Annotated in this window: 22 protein-coding genes and 2 pseudogenes; 8 read left to right on the top strand and 16 right to left on the bottom strand. The window is 36.2% G+C overall.

Features of this window, described 5'->3' with window-relative positions; translation table 11 throughout:
• Positions 1–2: 2 nt before the first annotated feature.
• The 10 genes from trxA to lacA form a co-directional block, all read right to left on the bottom strand.
• Positions 3–317 carry a thioredoxin gene (gene trxA / locus AX663_RS07215; RefSeq protein ID WP_037604026.1) on the bottom strand — a complete coding sequence of 105 codons (315 nt, stop codon included), beginning with the start codon at positions 315–317 and terminating at the stop codon, positions 3–5.
• A 305-nt stretch (positions 318–622) separates the two neighbouring features.
• The gene (locus AX663_RS07210; RefSeq protein ID WP_037604025.1) at positions 623–1291 is read right to left on the bottom strand and encodes an ArsR/SmtB family transcription factor; all 669 of its coding nucleotides are present in this window, start codon (positions 1289–1291) and stop codon (positions 623–625) included.
• 465 nt (positions 1292–1756) lie between these two features.
• Positions 1757–2656 carry an aldose 1-epimerase family protein gene (locus tag AX663_RS07205; protein WP_002889672.1) on the bottom strand — a complete coding sequence of 300 codons (900 nt, stop codon included), beginning with the start codon at positions 2654–2656 and terminating at the stop codon, positions 1757–1759.
• Positions 2657–2676: 20 nt separating this feature from the next.
• Positions 2677–2949, bottom strand: a complete 273-nt coding sequence (locus tag AX663_RS10425) for a DUF3884 family protein (protein ID WP_073686143.1) — start codon at positions 2947–2949, stop codon at positions 2677–2679.
• Positions 2949–4355, bottom strand: coding sequence for a 6-phospho-beta-galactosidase (gene lacG, locus AX663_RS07200; protein ID WP_060973116.1), 1407 nt, complete (start codon positions 4353–4355; stop codon positions 2949–2951). The genes AX663_RS10425 and lacG overlap by 1 nt, the downstream gene beginning before the upstream one ends.
• A 136-nt stretch (positions 4356–4491) precedes the next feature.
• Entirely contained in the window at positions 4492–6198 is a 1707-nt protein-coding gene (locus tag AX663_RS07195) for a lactose-specific PTS transporter subunit EIIC (RefSeq protein ID WP_037599720.1), read from the bottom strand.
• On the bottom strand, positions 6198–6515 hold the full coding sequence (locus tag AX663_RS07190) for a PTS lactose/cellobiose transporter subunit IIA (RefSeq protein WP_002889669.1): 318 nt from the start codon (positions 6513–6515) through the stop codon (positions 6198–6200). The genes AX663_RS07195 and AX663_RS07190 overlap by 1 nt, the downstream gene beginning before the upstream one ends.
• A 27-nt stretch (positions 6516–6542) precedes the next feature.
• Positions 6543–7523: a tagatose-bisphosphate aldolase gene (gene lacD, locus AX663_RS07185; protein WP_002889668.1), complete on the bottom strand. Its 981-nt coding sequence runs from the start codon at positions 7521–7523 to the stop codon at positions 6543–6545.
• A gap of 123 nt (positions 7524–7646) precedes the next feature.
• Positions 7647–8162 (bottom strand): galactose-6-phosphate isomerase subunit LacB, encoded by a 516-nt coding sequence (gene lacB, locus AX663_RS07180; protein WP_002889666.1) that lies wholly within the window; start codon positions 8160–8162, stop codon positions 7647–7649.
• Positions 8163–8178: 16 nt separating this feature from the next.
• On the bottom strand, positions 8179–8604 hold the full coding sequence (gene lacA, locus AX663_RS07175; RefSeq protein ID WP_002290555.1) for a galactose-6-phosphate isomerase subunit LacA: 426 nt from the start codon (positions 8602–8604) through the stop codon (positions 8179–8181).
• 491 nt (positions 8605–9095) lie between these two features.
• Between lacA and AX663_RS07170 the strand changes: the two genes are divergently transcribed.
• The 8 genes and pseudogenes from AX663_RS07170 to AX663_RS07135 all read left to right on the top strand — a co-directional run bounded on the left by AX663_RS07170 (position 9096) and on the right by AX663_RS07135 (position 14561).
• A complete protein-coding gene (locus tag AX663_RS07170) occupies positions 9096–9863 on the top strand; it encodes a DeoR/GlpR family DNA-binding transcription regulator (protein WP_048674085.1) in 768 nt (255 codons plus the stop codon).
• A 4-nt stretch (positions 9864–9867) separates the two neighbouring features.
• Positions 9868–10602, top strand: coding sequence for an HAD family hydrolase (locus AX663_RS07165; protein WP_037599723.1), 735 nt, complete (start codon positions 9868–9870; stop codon positions 10600–10602).
• Between the two features lie 24 nt (positions 10603–10626).
• Positions 10627–11193: pseudogene (locus AX663_RS07160) on the top strand (replication initiation factor domain-containing protein); the annotation flags it as partial.
• Between the two features lie 149 nt (positions 11194–11342).
• Positions 11343–11561, top strand: a pseudogene (locus AX663_RS10820) (CHAP domain-containing protein); the annotation flags it as partial.
• A gap of 79 nt (positions 11562–11640) precedes the next feature.
• Positions 11641–11844: a hypothetical protein gene (locus AX663_RS07150; RefSeq protein ID WP_037597308.1), complete on the top strand. Its 204-nt coding sequence runs from the start codon at positions 11641–11643 to the stop codon at positions 11842–11844.
• A 20-nt stretch (positions 11845–11864) separates the two neighbouring features.
• Complete coding sequence (locus AX663_RS07145; RefSeq protein ID WP_002889646.1) at positions 11865–13007, top strand: YcjF family protein; 1143 nt, start codon at positions 11865–11867, stop codon at positions 13005–13007.
• A 53-nt stretch (positions 13008–13060) separates the two neighbouring features.
• A complete protein-coding gene (locus AX663_RS07140; protein ID WP_002889645.1) occupies positions 13061–13333 on the top strand; it encodes a helix-turn-helix domain-containing protein in 273 nt (90 codons plus the stop codon).
• A gap of 10 nt (positions 13334–13343) precedes the next feature.
• Complete coding sequence (locus tag AX663_RS07135) at positions 13344–14561, top strand: tyrosine-type recombinase/integrase (protein WP_060973115.1); 1218 nt, start codon at positions 13344–13346, stop codon at positions 14559–14561.
• Between the two features lie 510 nt (positions 14562–15071).
• Here the strand turns inward: AX663_RS07135 and AX663_RS07130 are convergent.
• The 6 genes from AX663_RS07130 to AX663_RS07105 all read right to left on the bottom strand — a co-directional run.
• Positions 15072–15356 (bottom strand): hypothetical protein, encoded by a 285-nt coding sequence (locus AX663_RS07130; RefSeq protein WP_231724219.1) that lies wholly within the window; start codon positions 15354–15356, stop codon positions 15072–15074.
• A 249-nt stretch (positions 15357–15605) separates the two neighbouring features.
• Complete coding sequence (gene cadX, locus AX663_RS07125) at positions 15606–15944, bottom strand: Cd(II)/Zn(II)-sensing metalloregulatory transcriptional regulator CadX (RefSeq protein WP_002889640.1); 339 nt, start codon at positions 15942–15944, stop codon at positions 15606–15608.
• A gap of 11 nt (positions 15945–15955) precedes the next feature.
• Positions 15956–16570, bottom strand: coding sequence for a CadD family cadmium resistance transporter (locus tag AX663_RS07120; RefSeq protein WP_038675148.1), 615 nt, complete (start codon positions 16568–16570; stop codon positions 15956–15958).
• Positions 16571–17276: 706 nt separating this feature from the next.
• Positions 17277–19457 carry a copper-translocating P-type ATPase gene (locus tag AX663_RS07115; protein WP_060973114.1) on the bottom strand — a complete coding sequence of 727 codons (2181 nt, stop codon included), beginning with the start codon at positions 19455–19457 and terminating at the stop codon, positions 17277–17279.
• A gap of 19 nt (positions 19458–19476) precedes the next feature.
• Positions 19477–19926, bottom strand: coding sequence for a CopY/TcrY family copper transport repressor (locus AX663_RS07110; RefSeq protein ID WP_060973113.1), 450 nt, complete (start codon positions 19924–19926; stop codon positions 19477–19479).
• A 215-nt stretch (positions 19927–20141) separates the two neighbouring features.
• On the bottom strand, positions 20142–20355 hold a 214-nt coding region (locus AX663_RS07105; RefSeq protein WP_156430775.1), incomplete at its 5' end, for an IS30 family transposase.

Below are 20355 nucleotides of genomic sequence, written 5' to 3'. Positions count from 1 at the left end.
CCTCATGATAACTGTGCTTGGATTTTTTCTATCAATGTTTGTTTAGGATGAACACCAACAAGAGCATCAACGGGTTTGCCATCTTTAAAAATCACCATTGTTGGGATAGAACGAATGCCAAAGAGATTGGCCAGATCTTGTGATTGGTCCACATCCACCTGAGCAATCGTTACTTTTCCGTCAAAGTCCTGTGAAAGTTCTTCCACTACCGGCTCCATCATCTGACAAGGTGGGCACCACTGCGCCCCAAAATCGATAAAACTTACCCCATTTTGGATAGATTTCGCAAATGTTTCGGTTGTTAGTTGTGTCGTCATAAAAAACTCCTATCTAAAATAAATCGCTTCTATTCAATCATATATTTGAATAGTATAAGAATAAAAGAATGAATTTCAAAAAGGTTAACTTAGCCCTTCTAAAAATCCAATTTGTATCACTTAGTTTCTTTGAGATACTAAATAAGAAGTATTTCAAAGATGAAATTCAATGAAGTTGTTGAATAGGTTGAGTGAAAAAGAATTCAACTTTTTTATTGAATAATTGAATTGTAGCACACTAAATCTATTTTGCAATGATTTTGCTCACGAGTCTCCGGTTATAAGAAAAGACTAAGGAATACACCTTAGTCAAGTTCTGAACGAGAGGATGCACCCCACTTCCAATCAGCAAAACTGCGATTGAGACTATAGATACTGTAGCCTAAACTCTGTAAATCCTGTGCTGCTAGGTTAGCATAGCCACATTGGCGCCCGCGACAATAAACAATGATGGTCTTCTCTTTGGGAAGCTGAGCTTTTTTTTGATCAAACTCATCGATTGGTAAATTAAGAGCTTTTGGCAAGTGCCCTGCCTCATACTCCTCAACAGGCCTTAAATCAAGCAGGAGAACATCTGTCTGAGCTGCTAATTCAATTGCATTAGCGAGCTCAATCTGAGGAACACCAGCTGCCTCATCATAGTCTGACTCAATCGCTCTGACTTCTGCTAACTGTTCTTCACCGACGGCAAATAACAGAAGGACTAACTGGACAACCTTTTCAGAAGCCAAGCTATAACGGATAAAATTACCATTTCGACTCGTCACCACCAAGTGACTTTCTTTTAAAACCTGAAGGTGGCGCGAAGTATTGGCAACAGAGAGACCCGTCGCATGCGCAATTCCCTCAACTGTCTTTGGTCCCTGTGATAATATATTTAAAATATCAAGACGCTTCTCACTTCCTAGCCCCTTTGTTAAGCGAGATAGCTCTTGGTAAATATTTTGTTTGTAATCAATCATTGTCTCTTGCATCAAATCAACTCCTTATCTATTCAATTCAATAGTATAATTCTTAAAAACAGTTGTCAACTATTCCATTCGAAAGATGTTGATACTCATTTGTGGCAAAAAAGCCGGCATTCGCCAAAAAATAAAAAGAATACTTATCCTTAACATTTACTAATATTAATAGGAAGAGAACTTCATTATTCCTCTTAGTTCTATAAAAAGTGTGGCTAATTTGAGGCAAAATATTAAATTAAATTTGCCACAAATTAATGGCTTCACTATTATTTTAAATCAAGAAGTAGTAAATAATCTTATTTTTTTACTACCAGACTGTCTTTAGATATTAGCTTTTCGTCACCAACTACAGTTGACATAGACCCACAAAAAACTTAAAAACCTTGCGAGGTAAGACTGGCACGGAGAAGACCATTCTATCATCACAAGGTAAGAGTATTCAAATCTTATTGAAGACTCAAATAATAACAAATTTTAATTAAGGATAGTAATATCATAGGTTTTTCTAGAAGTTTCTTGAGGTGAAATTTTCGTTACCTGTCTTTTATCTTCTAAGAAATTACCTTCTTCAAGTGAAGTGGAGAGACCACTCCAAGGTTCCAAAGCAATGAATGGACTTTTATTAGCTGTAGACCACAGAATCAAGTTTGGAAAATCATCAAAATCAACTCGAAGACCCTTACCAGACTTTCTCGAGCGAAGTGTCACGCTGCGAGATTTCAGTCGGTCAAGTGTAATGGCGTCATGAGAAAAAAGTGAGTAATCCAAATCAAGAGACTTTTGGTTTTCCAAAAATGGCGTCCGATCTTGTAAATCTAATAACCCTGTCTCAGGGAAACTCTTTGGTATCGAACAAGACTCAACCTCACTAAATTCAAGAGAATAGTCCTCATACTTTTCGCCTTCTACTAAAGGACAATTGAATGCTGGATGGGCTCCAATGAAGTAAGGCATCGTTTTTTCAGTTTCCAAGTTCGTTACCTGAAACTCGGTTCTAATGGATTTCCCATTTAAGGTATAAACAACTCTTAGTTCAAACCGATAAAGGTAATTATCAAGCATCTCAGCATTTGGTTTAATACTGAAAGTCACGCTATTTTCATTAACTTCTTCAAGAGTAAATTCTTCTTTTCGAACAAAACCATGTCTACGAATTAGACCTGTAAAAAAGGGTCTTTCTTGAGGTCTATAAATAGCCCAATCATTACGTAAACTACCACAGATAGGAAATAGAATTGGTGCCTGTCCATTCCAATACTCTGGATCAGCTTGCCAGAGATATTCTAACCCATCTTTGTCTTTAATCGAAGTCAGTTGACCACCAAGTGTTTTAAACTGAACCGTAAGATACTCGTTTTTTAATTCGATAGTCACAGTCAATTCCTTTCTTTTTGTTATTGGAAAGGCAAATAATCTACCTCGAAGTGAACAGTCTCACATATTGCTACATCGAGTAATTGTAAAACTTCCCATTCAAATTCGGATAATGCTAAATCAGAATGGCAAATCCACTCTTTTCCAGGTGAAACACACCAGTTACTACATTTTAGTAGTGAGGTAGCTTCAAGCTCAGGAATTATAGGACAATCTTCGAAATTAATAATATATACCTTTTCAAAGCCTGATCTAAAAATCGGATAACAAATTATTACATTCTCAGGTGATATTACTCTATCACTTGAGTTTCTGCTACTTTCTTATACCAATGTGCTGATTTCTTAGGATAGCGTTCTTGCGTATCAAAGTCTACATAGAACAATCCATAACGTTTTTCATAACCATTTGACCATGAGAAAACGTCCATAAGTGACCAAATGAAGTAACCTTTAACATTTGCACCATCCGCAATCGCGTCTGATAAAACTTCCAAGTGTTGCTTCACGTAATCAATACGACCATCATCATAAACAGTATTATCTACAAACTCATCTTTGTATCCGAGACCGTTTTCAGTGATGTAAATCTTCTTGTAATTCGGATAATCATTTTTCACTCGCATGATTTGGTCATACAAGCCTTCAGGATAAATAATCCAATCCCAGTCTGTGCGTGGAACATAGTCAGGAGCTACTCGACGACCAACACCCTTAATTTGGTACTTAGAGCTTCCTTTTTCACCCTTACCATTGTGAATGATTTCAGTCTCACCATCAAAAGCTTGCATCCAATCACTCATGTAATAGTTGATACCAAGGAAATCATTCAAATCTTTAGCTGCTTCAAGTGTTTGGAAGTCTTCATCACGAAGATCAAGTTCTCCACCATTCTCAGCTAGGATATGGTTGACACCTTCCATCGTTTTATCTGAATAGTGCCCAAGATATGTTGCATCCAAGATAAATTTGTTATGGATGATGTCTTCAAGTTCAGCAGCACGAACATCTGCTGGATTTTCCGGATCATAAGGGTATTTAGTTGGTAAAGCATGAACAACACCAATTTCACCTTTATAACCTTTATCCTTATACAATTTTACAGCACGTGCATGAGAGACCATCATGTTGTGGTGTGATTGGAAGACTTTGGCAAGATCATATTGAATGCCTGGAGGGAATTTACCAACCAAGTATTGACCATCACCAATTGGGCCAATTTCATTGAAAGTTGTCCAGTAGTTTACTTCTGGAAACTCTTCAAAACAGAAAGCGGCATAATCTACAAAGTGTTCTATATTTTCGCGGTTTAAGAAATCTCCATTTGAATGAAGAGCTTCTGGTGTGTCAAAATGATGCAAAGTCACAAATGGTTCAACATGACGCTTGTGGCATTCAGCAAATAGTTTATGGTAGAATTCAACACCTTTTTCGTTTACTTCGCCGTAGCCCGTTGGGAAAATACGAGACCAGGCAATAGAAATACGAATACCATTAACACCATATTCTTCAGCTAATTCTAAATCAACTGGGTATTTATGGTAAAAATCACTTGCAGGCTCTGCTGTATACCAATAATTATCTTCAAGATACTTATCCCATGCTACTGGGCCCTTACCATCTGTGTGAGTTGAACCTTCTGCTTGATAAGCAGCTGTAGCACCACCAAAAATAAAATCTTTAGGAAGTGTTTTAGTCATAAGTGTAAGTCCTTTCAAAAAAGCATTTGAGACGAGATTCTGTGTTCTGAAAACCAAGGAAATGAAATGATATGGTTAACACTGTGTTGAGGAAATGGAATGAGTGATCTCGTCTCAAATAACTTTTACAAATTTATTAATCAAACTGTTGTTGAACAAATGCAAGAGCACCTTGTCCGTCACGTGTCAATTTGATATATTGAGCTCCTTCAGTTTTTGCAAGTTTAATGCCCAATTTATCTGTTTCAGCCTTCATATCATCGAAGTTTGAAGCGACCTGTGGAGCCAAGATTACCAAGTCAAACTCTGGCAACATTTCACGGTGAGCACCGTAACCACCCGCTGCCGCTTTGACTGGAACATTGTATTCTGCTGCTGCTTTGTTCAAGGCATTGGCAAGCAAGCCACTTGTACCTCCACCTGCACAAAGAACAAGGACATTAGTTTCTTTTGTGATATTATTGTTTGCTGCTACATCTTCTTTAGCAACGCCTGCTTTTCCAAGAACGGCATCTGCTTTAGCAGTATTGAAGTTTGCAGCTACTTTTTCTTTAAGAGCATCGTTTGTTTTACCAGAACGTTCTTCTTCAAGAATTTGTTCATCGTATACCTTAACAAATGGGTAATAAATGATAGTATCAACAACTACCAAGAGTCCGGCTAAGATAAATGATAGAACTTGGAAGTTAGTACCGAGTACAATTCCCAACGGACCAGGAGTAACCCATGGAAGGTTGGCAGAGAATGAGTTCATGTTCAATGTGTCAACAAAGAATTTAAAGATCCAAACGTTGACAATCGGAGCTAAAATGAACGGTACAAAGAAAATCGGATTCAATACGATTGGTGCACCAAATAAGATTGGCTCGTTAACCCCAAAGAATGTTGGAACAACTGAGGCACGTCCGATGGCACGGTTACGTTCTGATTTACAAATCCACATGAACAAGAATGGAACAATCAATGTCGCTCCTGTACCACCCATGGTAACAATAAACATTTGAGTACCAGAAGTGATAACTTTATCTGCATGTTGTCCAGCTTGGATAAGATGCAAGTTGGCATCGATATTGGCATAAGTGATAGCAGCGATTGCTGGTTCGACAATTGAAGGACCGTGGATACCAACAAACCAGAAGAAGGCATAAGCACCAAAGATAAGAGTAATTCCAAGGTAACCATCTGCAGCTGAGAAAAGAGGAGCAAGAAGGGTACCAATTGATTCTGCAACAGTTACACCAAGAGTTCCCTTAACAAGGAGTTCAAGTCCATATAGGAGAACAACTGAGACAGTGAACGGAATCAAGTCCTTAAATACTTGAGAGATATTTGGTGGAACCTCTTCAGGCATACGAATGGTAACATTATTTTTTACACAGACTTTATAAACATTAACTGTCACAAAGGCTGCGATAAATGCTGTCAAGAGACCTTTTGTACCCATGAAGGCTGTCAAGAAGCCTCCTTCTTTAGCAGGTTCAGCTGCCATCAAAAGGAAACCAACCATAGACGCTAGCATTGTAGACAAGAAGTTAATTTGATTAGTCGCAGGTAGGTCACGGTTCATCGAGTCCGTCAAAGCTTTAGCGGTAGTACCACCAACAAAGAATGCTAGGATACCCATTGAATAGCTATAAGGAGTCATCAAGAAAGTTTCAACACCTTTAGACCAGTGAAAGCCCCAAGCATTTGGCACATAGGCAATCAAGATAAAGATTGATGAGAAAAGGATGACTGGCATACCAGCGATAAATCCATCACGAATAGCACGGAGATAGATGTTTCGAGAGATTTTCTCAAAGAATGGTTTCCCCTTCTCAATAAGTTCAATGAGTTTATGCATTATTTTGCTCCTCTTTTATAAAGTTCGATAAGGTGATAAATCACATCTTTTAACAAGACCGTAGTCATCAAGTGATCCTGACCATGCATCATAGTAACACTGTATGGAAGTTCTTCCCCAGAAGCTTCTCGAGCCAACATAGCTGTCTGAGAATTGTGAGCCTCTGCAATGCAAGTTCCTGCTTCTACTACAAGATTATCTGCCTTAGCGAAGTCACCATTTTCAGCTGCTTTAAGCGCTTCCAAAAGTTTAGAGCGAGCGTCGCCAGCGTAGGCAACAATTTCAAACCCTAAAAGAGTCATCTCTTCTCTGTTCATAACAATATCCTCCGTTTTATGTTTTTACTATACTTTATCAGTCCATGGACTAGCTGTTTTAACAAGAACTTTGTTAAGTTCATCAATATTTTCGAATCCAGTAGTACGCAACCACTCACGTGCTGCTTTTTCACCTTCTTTGATGTAAGGTTCTACAGATCCTGCCCAAGTAGCACGTCCACAAAGCACACCATTAAACTTGGCACCTGAGTCGTGAGCAAATTGCAATGTTTCTTGGAACAATTTAGCAGACACACCTGCACTTAGATAGATGTATGGAAGGTTAGTTGCTTCTTCTTGTGCTTTAAAGAAGTCAGCAGCTTCAGCTTTACTGTAAACCACTTCACCATCAGCAAAACCTTCAACATATTTAACGTTAACTGGTACTTCTACTTTAAGAACATCAATGTTAAAGCGTGGATCAGAGAAAACTTTCATCGCTTCAATGACTTTGCGAGGTTTCACTTTTGCATATTCAACAGAACCTGCATCTGAAATTTCTTCATCATAAGCAAGGATTTCCAAGAAGAAAGGAATATCTTCAGCGACACATTCAGAACCAACACGTTCAATATAAGCTTGTTTTTGTTGGTTAAGTTCATCTGAGCTGTCTACATCATAGTAAAGCAAGAACTTAACGGCATCAGCGCCTTGCTCTTTGATACGTTTTGCAGACCAAACATCCAAGCAGTCAGGCAAACGTTTTGTACTTGATGTATCATAACCTGTTTTTTCATAGGCAAGAAGAAGACCAGCTTCTTTATCCAATGCTTTTGTTGCTGGAAGTCCGTATTCAGGATCAAGCAACATTGATGATGCATATTTTGTAAGTTCATCAGCAACCAAAACCTTCAGTTCTTCCATTTGAGCTACAGTTGGCTCTGCATCTTGATATTGTGCCATCAAACGTTTCAAAGCACCACGTTGGTCAAATGCCAAAGCTGAGATAATACCATTTTCGTCTGAAAGTTTTTCCAAATACTTGCGTTTCTGTTCTGTAAGTACCATTTTTTAAATACCTCTTTTATACTTTTCTTACTAAGTTCTTTTACAAGATGAATTTCTCTAGTTTATACGTAAAAATTTTCAACTAATTATTTTATCTGATTATGAGATTTATAGATCTATTATCTAGTCGTGATACTCACCACGGTCCCATTTTTCAAGGAATTCTGTAAAGAAATCTTCATCTGCTTGATGTGCATTATGAGTTTCAACGTGTTCGATTTTTGCAATCAATTTTTTATTTTCTTCTGTTGGCTTGTACTCTGCTTCAATGAAAGCTTCAATGATGTCATTCATAAGAAGACCACCAGTAATCATTCCACCGAAACCGATAACATTCGCATTTAACTCTTCTTTTGCATATATAGCTGATGTCATATCACGAACCAACGCTGAGCGAACACCTGGAACTTTATTGACTGCATTGTTAATGCCGACACCTGTACCACAGATACATACTCCCAAGTCTGCTTGACCACTTACTACTGCTTCACCGACTTTTTTACCATAGATAGGGTAGTGAGTACGTACGTGGTCATATGTCCCGAAATCAAGGACCTCATGTCCTTTTGATTTCAAGAATTCTGATACTGCCATTTTTTCATCTGTGACAATGTGGTCACATCCAATTGCGATTCTCATTCCTTAACTCCTTTTCTTAACACATCTTGTTAAGCATATCTACTCGGATTTGATGACGTCCGCCATCATATTTACCATTGACGAAACCTTTAGCGATGTTTTTAGCAAGCTCATCACCGACGATTTCAGCGCCAACCGTAATCATTCGTGAATTGTTATGTCCACGTGTCATATAAGCTGAGCGTTCATCTGAAACTTCTGCTGCAACCATACCTTTAATTTTAGTTGCTACCATGAATGGACCAGCTCCATAAGCATCAATTACAATACCTAAGTTTTGCTCATCTTTATTTACTTCAGAGGCAACTGCCAAGGTAACATCAACAAAATCTTGTCCGTCCTTAGTCACATCAATTACCTCAAAACCTTCTTCTACAAGAAAATTTTTCACAACATCTTTTAATCTCGTACCTTTGAGATCTGCACCAACAACAATAGCCATTTTGACTACCTCCTAAATTTTAGAAAGAAATGCTACGTAGAAGTAGAAAATATTTTGCAAAATGTTCGAAATAACGTTTTCATCATTTCTTTGTTTATATAATACCAAACACCCAAACAAAAAGCAACACTTTTTGTTTATTTTTTGTTTATTTCTTGTTTGTTCTTTGTTTGCTTTTTTAAAAAGTAGATAACACCGTTAAATTATTGTTCATTTAAACCATCACAAAATGGACGTGAAATATCTATTCAAGTATTACAAAAGTCTTTTACTTTCTATAACTTACTGATTAAGAGGTCCTACTTTATTTTCGTCTTATACAAAATCTGACCTAAGCTAATATACGTCAACCCTCTGTTCTTATTTCATCATCTAATGTTTGTTTTTTGTTTGAAATTGTTTGTTTCACCTTGAAAATATTGTCTTTTATGATACAATTAAAAGAGAATTATCTTTGGAAAAAAATTACTTTATGAAAGAAGAGTCTTCATATGAACAAAAAACGACGATTAGAAAAAATTTTAGATATGTTAAAGATTGACGGGACCATAACCATAAAAGAAATAATAGATGAACTAGATATTTCCGATATGACAGCCCGTAGAGACCTTGATGCTCTAGAAGCTGATGGACTTTTAACACGTACTCATGGTGGTGCACAATTGCTTTCCTCTAAAAAGCCACTTGAAAAGACACATATCGAGAAGAAAAGTCTAAATACAAAAGAAAAAATTGACATTGCTAAAAAAGCCTGCTCTTTAATCAAAGATGGCGATACTATTTTTATTGGACCCGGAACTACACTTGAACAACTGGCATTAGAATTGAAAGGTCGTAAAGGTTATAAAATTCGTGTCATTACAAATAGTCTCCCTGTGTTCTTGATTCTAAATGATAGCGAAACCATTGATTTATTGCTTCTTGGCGGTGAATATAGAGAAGTAACTGGAGCTTTTGTAGGTTCAATGGCTTCGACAAATTTAAAAGCAATGAGATTTGCCAAAGCTTTTGTTAGTGCAAATGCTGTTACCCATAATTCTATTGCTACATATAGTGACAAGGAAGGTGTGATTCAACAACTTGCCCTAAACAATGCTGTAGAAAAATTCTTATTAGTAGACAGTACTAAATTCGATCGATACGATTTCTTTAACTTCTATAATCTAGATCAACTCGATACCATCATTACAGATAACCAGATTAGCCCTCAACACTTAGAGGAATTTAGCCAGTACACTACTATTTTAAAAGCGGACTAGAATTATGACTTATAAAAATATTGTTTTTGACCTTGATGACACTCTTTATGACCATCAACTCCCCTTTAAACGTAGCGTTGAGAAATGTTTTCCAACGATTGATATCCAACAAATAGATAACATTTACAAACGTTTCAGATATTGGTCTGATGTTGCTTTTCCTAAATACACGAAAAAACTCATCAGTATTGAGGAACTTAGAATTTTTCGCTGTCAGAAGACTATGGAAGAATTTGGCATCGATAGTATATCTAGGACAGAAGCTCTAGACTTCCAAGCTGACTATGAATATGAACTCGATCAGATTACAATGATTCCTGAGATACATCAACTACTGCTGGCTCTACATGAAAACCACATCCCAATCGGTATTCTAACTAATGGCCCTGTTGACTTACAGAGTCGAAAACTCCAACTTATTGGTGCCTATCAATATTTTGAAAAGAAAAAAATCATTATTAGTCAGACCACAGGGTATAGCAAACCACAACAAGAAATCTTTGACTATACTGCCAAAAAGTTAAATTTCTTACCTTCAGAAAGCCTATACATTGGGGATACCTTTATCAACGATATCGAAGGAAGTTATAACGCTGGATGGCATCCTATCTGGTTCAACCATCGAAACAGACAGATAGCAAAAGAGAAAGAAGAAATGCCTGCTTATGAGGTCTTTAGTGCAAGTGAACTTCGAGATTTAGTTCTTGGTTTATTTGATATTAATCATGACTTCAAATAGATCTAAGATCATGAAATATCATGCTCCTTCACCGATAACGACGATATGGAAGCCAATCACGGTCTCTCCCTTTACTTTGGGAGCCGTCAAAGTCAGCTCTACTTCAACTTTTATGAAAAGCGATACGAAATCGCCCGTATGGAAAATATCTCCTTGGAAGAATCCTTGGAGATTTTTGGTATCTGGAACCGCTACGAGCTACGCTTTTCAGACCAGAAAGCCCAAGGGGTTGTGGAGGAATACATCAACGGTGTAGATCTAGGAGAAATCGCAAGAGGCATCGTAAATAAGGAAATCCAAGTTTATGATGGTGTCACCCGTTTTGGAGCTTATAAGCCTGATGAAAAATGGCAAAGTCTCTTTGGAGGGGTTGAACCCCTAAAACTATCAACCAGTCTGCAACCCTACAGTATTGAACGAACCATTCGCTGGTTAACCTACCAAGTCGCAAACTCCCTAGCACTCGTTTCTGAAGCAGACAAAATCATGCAAACAGAATACATGAAGATGATTCAAAATAGCGGGGAAATCACTGATCGTGGGGAGGCTATCTTAAGACTCCTCAAAACCAACAAACACTATGAACACTAGAAAGGAAATCCCTTATGGAATACAAAGTCGAAATCAATTCACTAAACAACTTTAAAGCCTGGTCTGGTGGGTTAAGTACCTTAAACACTGTTCGTGAACGTGGTGGCATAGATACCCTAACTACCATCTGTGAAGACCTCTTTTCTGGCAATACCCCTACCGAACACTCCGCACTATCTTTTAGCCCAGGACAAGCTGGAGCAGATCCAACCTATGGCTACATCGCCTTTGTGGAACAAGTCAAATCAGATTGCTCCATTCTTATCTCTGAATCAAACGTCAAAGGCCTAGGAGTCGTTAGCTACCGCACTTTTGATGCAGAAACAGCAAAACAATTTACTTATGTTATTGGAAATAAAGATAGTTGAATAATGTTGAAATTTTGTAGCAATTTTAATGTTTTATATGATATAATTACTTCAAAACTTAAATTTAGTGAGAAATATTATGTCAAAGAAAAATTCGAAACCAATTAAAAAAAAATCTAAAATGAAGTACATTATAGGAACTGGAGCAATAATAGTTTCCACAACGTTATTACCGAAAGTCTTGAAAAAAACCACTAATTATTTATATAAAAAACAAGTAGAGATAAATAATCGACAGCACTATAGTGTCTCATGGAAAGATGAACTGGTCAAAAAAAAATAATTATATAAAGGAAGAAATCAATGCAGATTGATACAGATAGTATTGCTCAACAATGTATTAATGCAATTAATGATAAAATAAATAATCTAAAACAGCTTAACATAATAGTTATTGGTAAATCTGGGGTAGGAAAAAGTACACTCATTAACAGTTTGTTTAGAGGTGACTTTGCTGATACCGGTCTAGGTAGACCAGTAACACAAGAAATCAGAAAAATTGTTAAGAGTGACTATCCTCTCTCCATTTATGACACTCCCGGTTTCGAACTTTCTTCTGACCAACAAGACAACGTAAAAGATGAAGTAATAAAATTAATAAGCGAAGGTTACTCCTCTAATGACATCAACAAAACAATCCACTGTATTTGGTACTGCATTAATGTAGGAGCAAACCGTACCTTTGATAGTTCTGAGGTAGAGTGGCTAAAGGAGTTCTCTGAAAAAAATAAAAACTCCAAAGTCCCAATAATCGTGGTACTCACACAATCTGTTCCAAGAAAAAAAGCTTTGGAAATGAAAAATCATGTAGAACAAGAAAACCTTGATATTTGTAAGGTTGTACCAATTCTTGCTCAGGACATGGATTTTGATGAAGAATATGTTGCGAAATCCTTTGGGCTGGATACCTTAATAAATGTAATGTCTGAAGTATTACCTTCCGAGCTTCAAGATACACTACAAAATATTCAAAAAGTATCTCTAGAAGCAAAAAAAAAACATGCTAGGGCTGCTATTGCAACAGCGGTAACAGCAAGTTTTGGAGAAGGTTTCGCTCCAATCCCCTTTGCTGATGCATTTTTACTAGTGCCAACTCAAGTTGCTATGATTAGTGCGATTACTGTAATATTTGGACTCGAAATAAATAAAGCTTTCCTAACAGCTTTCGTAACATCCACTTTAGGATCTGGTAGTGCTACATTAATCGGTAAAACTATTGTCTCTAATATATTGAAATTTTTCCCAGGTATTGGTACCGGTGTTGGTGGAGCTATTTCTGGTACAACCGCTGGTCTTATCACTACTGCTTTAGGTGAAGCATACTTACTTCTAATGGAACAAATTTATAAAGGGGAAATCAACAAAGATACTCTCAACTCTTCTGAGGGACAGAAAAAAATGAATAAACTTTTTAAAGAACAGCTATCAGTTCAAAAGAAAAAATAACGACCAAGGTAAAATGAAACCTTGGTTTTTTACTTTTAAAAGGAGAATAATATATGCTAGTACAATTACCAGAAGAACAAACTCAAGAAATTCAGCAAATGATTGCAACATTATTAAAGAATGAAATTCATCATTTTAAAGAAGATATTGGGGCTGATAGCCCTTTTCTAAATAAAAAACAGACTTGTAACTATCTAGGAGTCTCTAATAATACACTTGATATTTGGATTGCAATGGGACTGCCCTATATCCGAATTGGAAAATCTATTCGTTTTAACAAGGAAAGTATCAATCAATGGATGACAAGATTAGAAATCAGCGCATAAGGAGGTAAATATGTCTATAAAGAAAACAAATAATGGTTCATATAGGCTTAGGGTCTACATTCCTGACGAAGTCCAAGGAAAACTCGGTATGGGAAGACGGTACGAGAAACGGTTTAAAACTCGTAGAGAAGCAAAAGAAGCAGAAATAAAGTTAGCTATTTATATTGAAAATGCACGAGCGGGTAAAACACCTACTTTATCTAAAGATAAAGGAAGTATATTATTCAAAGACTTTTACCAAGAAATTTGGCTAGAACCATATAAAGCAGGTCAAACTACTACTACTCTAAAACCTCCAACCAAAGCAACAGTATTTCAGACAGAAAATCTATTCAGATTACATATTATTCCAATTTTAGGAAGTTACTCAATAGAACATTTAATTAATAATAAACAACTTGTACTATCACTACTTACTCCCAAGGCAAATAGCTATGCTAATTTCAAGGTAATTAGGAGCTATGTAAATTCTGTTTTCGATTGGGCTGAGGAACTTGAATATATTCCATCAAATAAACTCCGAAAAACAATCAGTAGAATTAAAGCTAATAGAAAGATTCTCCTTAGAGAGAGCAAAAGAGAGGAGGATCTTTCTCTCGATAAAGAAGAGCTGAAATTATGGCTACAAGCTTTTGACACAGATTTAGAGAAAGGACTTATTGACCTAAAAGACTACACTCTCTTTTATACGACATTCTTTTTATCTGATAGAAAATCAGAAAGCTATGCTCTACAATGGAAACACATTAATTTTTCTACTGGAGAAATACTCATAGAACAGGCGTTAGACCGTTTTGGTAATATAAAATCAACAAAAGGTAATAAAAAAACTCTCTTTAAGGCTCCAATTGAATTGATGGAATTATTAGCAAATTGGAAAGTGAAGCAACAAGAAGAACTTAAGCTATTTGGTCTTCGACAAAATCAAAAACAGTTTGTTTTCACCTATAATGATCGTTCAAACAATATTAACTTACCACTCCATATAGATTATCTGAATTATAGAATGAAATCAGCCAGACGCAGGCACTCTGAACTAGCACCAGCTTCCCCACACAAACTAAGACATACTGGTGCGACACTCGCAAAACAAGCTGGAGTTCCACTTGAAGTAATTTCTGAAGCCTTAACTCATAGTGACAAAGAAATTACAAAGACTTATGTTAATACTAAAGATATAGTAAATCAAACTGTTGGTGAAATTGCATTTAGGAATCTTAAAAATTAGGTCAGGGAAATTTCAGGGAAACTATAGATTTTTTGATAAAAAAAGACATCCAAGAGATAACTCTTGAATGTCTTGAAACGTTGATAGTATCGTATTGATTAACGTTTTGAGTGCAGTGTTCGCCATCCAATCAAACATCGCTTCGCTTGTTTTCTTGGGGCAACTGTGCATAGCATATCTCTACGCGACTAAAGTCGCTAGAGCTATCCTAATTGCGCACCGCCAGTTCTCATAGAAAAAACACCTTGCAGGATGCAAAGTGTTTTCGTTTGTATTCTGCTGTCCAGCAACGAATTAACGTTTACTAAATTGTGATGCTTTACGAGCTTTTTTCAAGCCTGGTTTGGAAAGTATGGATTTCAGTTGGACTAAAAACAGCGTATTATCAAGGCTTTTCAGAACGATATCTACTGATTAATTTCATAAAATATGAATCAATAGATTATAAATAGGGGAATAGTTTAGGTCTGTAAGCATTAAAATAATACACCTAACTTTGATCACCATTTTTTAGTTATTCACTCTTTTTTCAGATAGTGTTTTTAAAGTTATGATGTAAAATGCCGCAATTAAAACACTATACATCATAATCGGAGGATAGAGAATTAAGGATAGAATCAATCCCACTCCTTTAATTATTAGGTCAGGTATCAATAACTTCCTATATTGTGCGGTAACTTCAAGTAATTCTTTCTGATCTATATTGGGTTTATCAATTACTTTATGTAAAAACCAGTTTACTACCGTTGAAACAATAACGATCAGTCCATAAAAGAGCTGTGCCGTATGATTCATGAAATGACTACTAACTATTCCAGTAGCATAGGGCATAAATGAAACAAAAAATAAAAGATACAAATCCTTTCAAATTCCTCCCTTTTCAACTTGGCTAACTTAACCTGCATTACCTAGGTCGCTTTGCTTTAAATTATACTTTTTTCTTAAACATTTGATACGAGTAGGTATTTCTTGTGAGTAATTTTCATCAAAAAATTTCATAGATAAGTCCTATATATAATCATGGTAAAGTAGTAAAAATAGTTGTTATCCTAGTTGATTAAAAAAGTCTTTGATTTCCTCATCTTTTATAAAATAATATATAATTTTCCCCTCTCTTCTAGTATCCAAGATGTTTTGATTGGCTAGTTTACGAAGATGGTGGGAGGCAGATGCCATACTGAGATTTAGTAAACAGGCTATATCACAGACACAGAGTTCTTCAACAGCAAGGAGATAAAAGATGATATTTATCTGTTTATTATCGGTAAACTTTGATAAAATACGAAGTGATTTTTGGACTTTTTCCTTTTCAAGGTAGTTCGTTGCGGTTGTAACATTTTGTTGATTTATAACATCCACTTGACAGATACTATCTTTTTTCATAATTTTTTCTCCTAGCCGAACACAGTCCTTAGCATGTCAAAGCTGTTGTTTTCAATCAGGATATACATCCCCAATCCTAAATAAACAACGGCAATAAACCATCTGCTATATTTCTCCAAAGTTTCTCCAACAGAAGGGACTTGTGCCAATTTTTGGGCAGAAAAAACCAAGAGATAAATCATGACTAAAAAGGTAAGTAAAGCCACTATCAAATTCGCTAAATTTAAGGTGGTAAAATATGGGACAAAGACACCAATATTGTCAGCGCCACAACTTGCAAAAGTAATCATAGCGACTAGAAAAATCAGGTTTTTATTGTCTTTTCGCAAACCATCTTTTGCAATAGCTTCTCCATCAGAATCTCCTAAAAGCAAAACTTTGAGGCCTAGGAAAATTGGAATCAAACCGAGTAAACCTAAAATCTCTTTACTAGGAATATAATTTAAGACAAATGCAAAAAGCAAACTTAAGAATATTAGACTAACAGAGCCTAGAAATTGTCCTAAATAGATGTTAATGATGTCCTTTCTGCTTTTTCTTTTGGCAAAAAATAACATTAGGATAATAAGTAAGTCTACGGCTGTCCCAGAATACAGGATTATTGAAGTAACAACATTTTGAATCATAAAATACCTCATTCAAATATATTTTTGAATGTATTCTAACATTAAGCTTTGTAGATGTCAACTTAAAATCCACCAATTAATAATTGCATGTCAATATTTGTATTGTGAAACTAGTTTCAGAAATATATAGTCTTAAAGTATGTCCACTGCCAATGGTTTTTTCAATATTTAAGAGGAGATTTATAATGGTTCATTTCTATAAATTTATAAACGAGTTATATATTTTGTTTAACCAATTATTAACTATTTTTATCAATAATCACTTCATTAATTTGTACTTTTTAATTTTGATTTATTTTTCGTGCATATTTTATATGAATTTAATTCTAATACATTTTAAATAAAAAATACGCAATTTTAATTGGCACTGACCCCCGTAAATGAGAATTAAATAAAAACACCTCCAAGTTGGATTTGGTACAATATAATCAAATGCTCATGGAGGTGTCTTTTTATGGTTAAAAAACGTGTGGAGACGGTGGTATTATTGTCAAGAAAATAGAATAGCAAGCTATAAAACTGTCGAAATAGGTGGCTTTTAGGATTTTAACAGAAATCAGTTCTATAATAAATTAAAAATCGTGTTGGTAGAAAAATCGTCTACTTCTACCAACACGATTTTACAAAGAGCCATTACTTACATCTCTTTTTCTCCTGTAAAACTATTGTATCTTGATACTTTAAGGAGTTTCCATCATTCAATCTGTTAACCGTTATTTTTTGGATCTAAACGTAATAACATAGCATTAATGGCGACGATGACTGTTGACACAGACATTAGGATTGCTCCTAATGCAGGGCTTAATGTGATACCAATAGGAGCCAAAATTCCTGCAGCTAGAGGGATAGCTATAAAGTTATAACCAGCTCCCCAAAATAGGTTTTGTTTCATTTTACGAGTTGTTTTGTGTGCTAAATCAATGAATGATCCAATATCTCCTGGATCGGATTGAGTCAATATGACATCAGCTGAATCCAACGCAACTTGAGTTCCAGCACCTATAGCTATACCAACATCTGCTAAGGCAAGAGAAGGAGCATCATTTACACCATCACCTACCATGATAACTTTCTTTCCTTCATCTTTAAGTGTTTTAACTAACTCATATTTGTCTTGTGGAGATTGATTTGATCTATATTCAATCCCTAAATCTACTGCCGCGCCTTGAGCCGCTTTTTCATTATCACCTGTTGCCATAATTGGTCGAATATTGTTCTTTTTAAGAGCTTTAATTAACTCTTTACTCGTTGGTTTTAATTCGTCCCCTAAAGCTACAGCACCAATGGCATCATCATTTTCTACTAAGACACTAAGAGTTGCTCCTTTTGGAGTATCCATATCAAGATTACGTCCATAGGCTTTTTGACTGATTAATTGGTAACGGTGCCCACCTGCTTTACCCTCTACTCCAGAACCGGAAATCACATCAATCGAATCAAAAGATGCTGGACGTATATTTTGCTGCTCGGCGAAACTTATAATTGATTGAGCAATTGGGTGGCTAGATCCTCCTTCAATACCTGCCAATAAGGCAATGATTTCCTCTTTTGTATATTTGTCATTAAGAAGTTTTACATCTAATACTTTAAATTCACCAGTTGTTAAAGTACCCGTTTTATCTAAAATCATCACATCTGCATCTTGAGCTATTTCTAAGGCTTGGCGGTCTTTTACTAGTAAGCCACGGCTAGCTCCTAAGCTTGTGCTACGGGCGGTTACCAATGGAATAGCCAGACCCAATGCGTGCGGACAAGCAATAACTAATGTAGTAATAGTAAATATAACTGCCGTTGGGATATCTCCAATAATCATCCACACTACAAAAGCAATTAGCGCGACAATAACAGCAATATAGAAGAGCCACCCTGCAACCTTTTGCGCAATATTTTCTGCCCTGGAAGGCTGACTTTGAGCTTGGCTAATTAAAGTCTGTACTTGAGAGATAAAGGATTGATCACCTGTCTCAAGCACTTTAATATAAAGAACCCCTTCTCCATTTGTTGAGCCCCCGATTACTTCATCGCCAGGGCCTTTTTTTACTGCTTTTGACTCCCCAGTTAGAAGAGCTTCATTTAAACGTGATTCGCCACGCTCGATAATCCCGTCTGCTGGCACATTTTCTCCGGCTTGAACACGAATTAAATCACCTACCTGTAAGTCAGCAACTGGTCGTGTTTCAATTGAATCGTCTTCTAATACAACGTGAGCATCTTTCGGCACTAACTTAGCCAATTCTGCTTGTGCGTCTCCTGCTTCTCCAATAGCTTTCATCTCAATCCAGTGACCTAATAGCATGATTAATAGTAATGAAGCAAATTCAAAGAAAAAGTCCATCACGTGTTCACCCGTTACGTAGGTAATGATCACAGCATAAATACTGTATAAATATGAAACACTTAAACCTAAAGAAACGAGTGCCATCATTCCAGGTTTTTTTTGTTTAAATTCGTCAACTGCACCTTGATAGAATGGACGTCCACCATAAATAATTAATATAGTAGATAAAATAGCTACTACAATATCAGAATATGGAAAAGTAAACTGGAATGGTAGTTCAAATCCATGCAAAGGGACTAAGAGCATAATAATGATTCCTAGTGGCAATGACTTTAAGAAAAGTTCCTTAAAGCTTCCGTGATGATGGTGATCATGCCCACTGTGTCCGCTGTGATTATGCCCGCTGTGATCATGCCCACTGTGTCCGCTGTGATTATGCCCGCTGTGATCATGTCCACTGTGCCCGCAGTGATCATGCCCAGCATGATGTACTTGATGTTGATCCTTATGGTATCCATGTTCATCGGTGATTCCATGCTCGTGTTTTAACTTATCCATGTCGTCATAATCATGGTGATTATGGGACGAATATTTGTTGTCATTATTCATCTTAAATTCCTCCTTATGCTTAATGATGATGTAAATGACATTCGCATTGTCCTTCTGGACAATTGCAATCTACTTCTTCTACTGCGAAAGATTTTTTCATCTCTAATATTTTTTCTAGTCGATCTATATCATCGAAGCTTAAAACATGATCTTCAATGATGCTTCCGATTACATTTCCGACATTCTTATTGCAAATACGTTTAAAAATATCTTCTGCATAATCCCTTACGGCTTCTGTCTCTTCAATATTGGCAGTGTAAATAAACTTTCTACCTTCATGCACTGTATTTAGTACGCCTTTTCCAACTAATCGACCTAAGATCGTTTTGATAGTGGATTGTGTCCAGTCCATTTTTTCTTGCAATACGGAAATGACTTTTTTACTAGTTACTCGATCATTTGCCCAAACTACACGCATGACTTCCCATTCTGCATCTGTGATATAAGTATTAAATTCTATTGTGCTCATTCTCCTTCCTCCCTGGTCGTCTACAGATGTAAACGAATATGTTTAAAATGAGTTTACCATTGTAAACGAATTATGTCAAGTCTTTTTATTAAATTCTCACTTTTTGGGGTCAGTCCCTTAAAACATGCTATTTTTATCATTGATAAATATTAATAGCTAACTTTCCGAAAAACAACTATTTTTTATACGATAAATTGCAAGAATAAGTGCAACATTTACTTGAACTCATCCTCTAGAGCTTCACTAGCAGTTCTGTAAGCTAAACATTTTCGTGGTCGGTGATTGATATCAAATAAAGCCTTGTTCAAAGCCTCATCAGAGATAGTGGCTAAATCTGTTTTCTTTGGGAAATATTCTCTTAGTAAGCCATTTGTGTTTTCATTGCTTCCTCTCTGCCAGGATGAATAGGCGTCCGCAAAGAAAAAGGAA

It is taken from the genome of Streptococcus sp. CCH8-H5 (genome assembly GCF_001556505.1).
In the GTDB taxonomy this organism is placed as follows: domain Bacteria; phylum Bacillota; class Bacilli; order Lactobacillales; family Streptococcaceae; genus Streptococcus.
Note: the sequence above shows the minus strand (reverse complement) of the source record. Positions and strands in the feature narration are given on the sequence as shown.

Bases quoted from the DNA above. Each gene is read 5' to 3' on its own strand.
- trxA (WP_037604026.1), bottom strand. From the start codon at position 317: ATGACGACACAACTAACAACCGAAACATTTGCGAAATCTATCCAAAAT.
- AX663_RS07210 (WP_037604025.1), bottom strand. From the start codon at position 1,291: ATGCAAGAGACAATGATTGATTACAAACAAAATATTTACCAAGAGCTA.
- lacG (WP_060973116.1), bottom strand. From the start codon at position 4,355: ATGACTAAAACACTTCCTAAAGATTTTATTTTTGGTGGTGCTACAGCT.
- AX663_RS07195 (WP_037599720.1), bottom strand. From the start codon at position 6,198: ATGCATAAACTCATTGAACTTATTGAGAAGGGGAAACCATTCTTTGAG.
- AX663_RS07190 (WP_002889669.1), bottom strand. From the start codon at position 6,515: ATGAACAGAGAAGAGATGACTCTTTTAGGGTTTGAAATTGTTGCCTAC.
- lacD (WP_002889668.1), bottom strand. From the start codon at position 7,523: ATGGTACTTACAGAACAGAAACGCAAGTATTTGGAAAAACTTTCAGAC.
- lacB (WP_002889666.1), bottom strand. From the start codon at position 8,162: ATGAGAATCGCAATTGGATGTGACCACATTGTCACAGATGAAAAAATG.
- lacA (WP_002290555.1), bottom strand. From the start codon at position 8,604: ATGGCTATTGTTGTTGGTGCAGATCTCAAAGGTACGAGATTAAAAGAT.
- AX663_RS07170 (WP_048674085.1), top strand. From the start codon at position 9,096: ATGAACAAAAAACGACGATTAGAAAAAATTTTAGATATGTTAAAGATT.
- AX663_RS07165 (WP_037599723.1), top strand. From the start codon at position 9,868: ATGACTTATAAAAATATTGTTTTTGACCTTGATGACACTCTTTATGAC.
- AX663_RS07150 (WP_037597308.1), top strand. From the start codon at position 11,641: ATGTCAAAGAAAAATTCGAAACCAATTAAAAAAAAATCTAAAATGAAG.
- AX663_RS07145 (WP_002889646.1), top strand. From the start codon at position 11,865: ATGCAGATTGATACAGATAGTATTGCTCAACAATGTATTAATGCAATT.
- AX663_RS07140 (WP_002889645.1), top strand. From the start codon at position 13,061: ATGCTAGTACAATTACCAGAAGAACAAACTCAAGAAATTCAGCAAATG.
- AX663_RS07135 (WP_060973115.1), top strand. From the start codon at position 13,344: ATGTCTATAAAGAAAACAAATAATGGTTCATATAGGCTTAGGGTCTAC.
- AX663_RS07130 (WP_231724219.1), bottom strand. From the start codon at position 15,356: ATGAATCATACGGCACAGCTCTTTTATGGACTGATCGTTATTGTTTCA.
- cadX (WP_002889640.1), bottom strand. From the start codon at position 15,944: ATGAAAAAAGATAGTATCTGTCAAGTGGATGTTATAAATCAACAAAAT.
- AX663_RS07120 (WP_038675148.1), bottom strand. From the start codon at position 16,570: ATGATTCAAAATGTTGTTACTTCAATAATCCTGTATTCTGGGACAGCC.
- AX663_RS07115 (WP_060973114.1), bottom strand. From the start codon at position 19,457: ATGAATAATGACAACAAATATTCGTCCCATAATCACCATGATTATGAC.
- AX663_RS07110 (WP_060973113.1), bottom strand. From the start codon at position 19,926: ATGAGCACAATAGAATTTAATACTTATATCACAGATGCAGAATGGGAA.